Raw genomic sequence first — 1,829 nt, forward strand, 5'->3', positions numbered from 1 at the left:
ATCGGCATAGGGGACGGCCTTCATAGGCCGCTCCCCTGCCACACCACCCGGCATGCGGGTCCGCACCGGGCGGTTCGAGAGATTGAGGTTACGAGAGACGCACTAATCCCAGCCTGTCGAACCACGCAATATTAAGTACGCGGTTCAGATCGAGACGACTGTTATGCCACCAGCGGCAGGTGTTCCCTGCCACCTTCTGCGCCACTTGGTTACTCGCGCCAAGTGCTCGCAGCTCACGATATGTCGTCGTTCCGCGCTTCCATTGTTTAAGCTGGATAGCTCGCAATCGGTGTCGTATCCATTCGTCCAGCTCGCGCCAGACGGCTGGGGTTTGCGACAGCCCGAAGTAAGCTTTCCAACCTAAAATGTAAGGTCGCAGGTCATCGACGATCTGCTGCAGGCTGCGACCGCACGAGCGCCGGGTATACCAGCGTACTCGCTGCTTGAACTGCTTTTGTGCCTTGTAAGACGCTGCGCGCTTGACCTCGTTTCGGGAAGACCACAGTTCGTAGCCCAGAAACTTGCGACCAAATGCACTCGCCACCGCACTCTTGTTCTCGTTGACACTCAAGTGCAGCTTTTCATACAGACGCCTCAGCAAGACCATGACTCGCTCGCCTGCCTTCCGGCTGCGAACATACACATTCGCATCGTCGGCATAGCGCACAAAACAATGACCTCGACGTTCAAGCTCCCGATCCACTTCGTCCAACAGCACATTCGCCAGCAACGGCGACAGCGGGCCGCCTTGCGGCGCCCCGCAGCGGCTTTTCTCGGCCACGCCATTGATCAGCGTTCCCGCATCCAGATACGCACGAATCAGCCGGATAACCGCCCGATCCGCAATCCGCTTGCGTAAACGATCCATCAGAATGTCGTGATCGACCCGGTCGAAGAACTTTTCCAGATCAACATCCACCACCACTTTGCGTCCCGAGGAGACGTGGCGCTGAGCCGCCAAAACGGCGTCCTGCGCACTGCGCCCCGGGCGAAAACCGTAGCTGTGCTCACTGAAGGTCGGATCGAGTAATGGCTGCAAGACTTGCAGCAACGCTTGTTGGATCAGCCGGTCGATGACCGTGGGAATGCCCAACTCGCGCTGACCGCCGTCGGGTTTTGGAATGACCACTCGGCGTACCGGACTGGGCCGGTAGACACCTGACAGAAGCTGTTCACGAATCGCGACCCATTGGGTCAGCAGATGTTCGGCCGTCTGTTCAATATCCAGACCGTCGACTCCCGCTGCACCTTTGTTGGCCTTGACCCGCCTCCACGCCCGCTTCAGGTTTTCTCTCGCAAAGGCCCGCTCCAGCAGCCCTTGCCCTGCGTTGTCGGATTCATCTTGCGGGCGATTGACCTCGTCGCTGACGGGATTTCTCACGGTTTCACCGCTCGTTATCTCCGTCCGCCCCGCGTTTGGCAGGCATCTGACTTCCGGTTTCTCGCATCAACATGGCCTATAACGCTTTCTCTCGTTCGGCCCTTCGTCAAAAAAAGACTACTACGGCCTCTGCTGACTTCTCGCTCCGGCTGGCGCCGTCGCCCTTTCAGGCACAAGGCGAGATCTCCCCAGGTAAGAACGCAATCCTTCACCACACAACCGCCGGATTTACGCAGCCTGATCCTTGACCACAAGAGCTTCGCGGTTTTGTGCCCGCTCGCCCTGATCGGCTTCGCCTTTTATCCGGTTCTTGTACATCGGCTCATGGCTTCGATTCACGCTTCCTCCCCACACTCGGTCGCCCTCATGCAGTTGCGCTTCACTTCGTTCGCTGTGGCCAGCTTACGGCGGGACTTTCACCCACAAGATTGCGCCCATGCTGGGCGCA

At 58.6% G+C, this 1,829-nt stretch carries 1 protein-coding gene; it reads right to left on the minus strand.

Features of this window, described 5'->3' with window-relative positions; translation table 11 throughout:
- Positions 1-88: 88 nt before the first annotated feature.
- The gene (gene ltrA / locus AC30D7_RS28670; RefSeq protein ID WP_490136319.1) at positions 89-1,381 is read right to left on the minus strand and encodes a group II intron reverse transcriptase/maturase; all 1,293 of its coding nucleotides are present in this window, start codon (positions 1,379-1,381) and stop codon (positions 89-91) included.
- Between the last annotated feature and the right edge of the window lie 448 nt (positions 1,382-1,829).

The organism is Pseudomonas sp. DF5 (genome assembly GCF_058148225.1).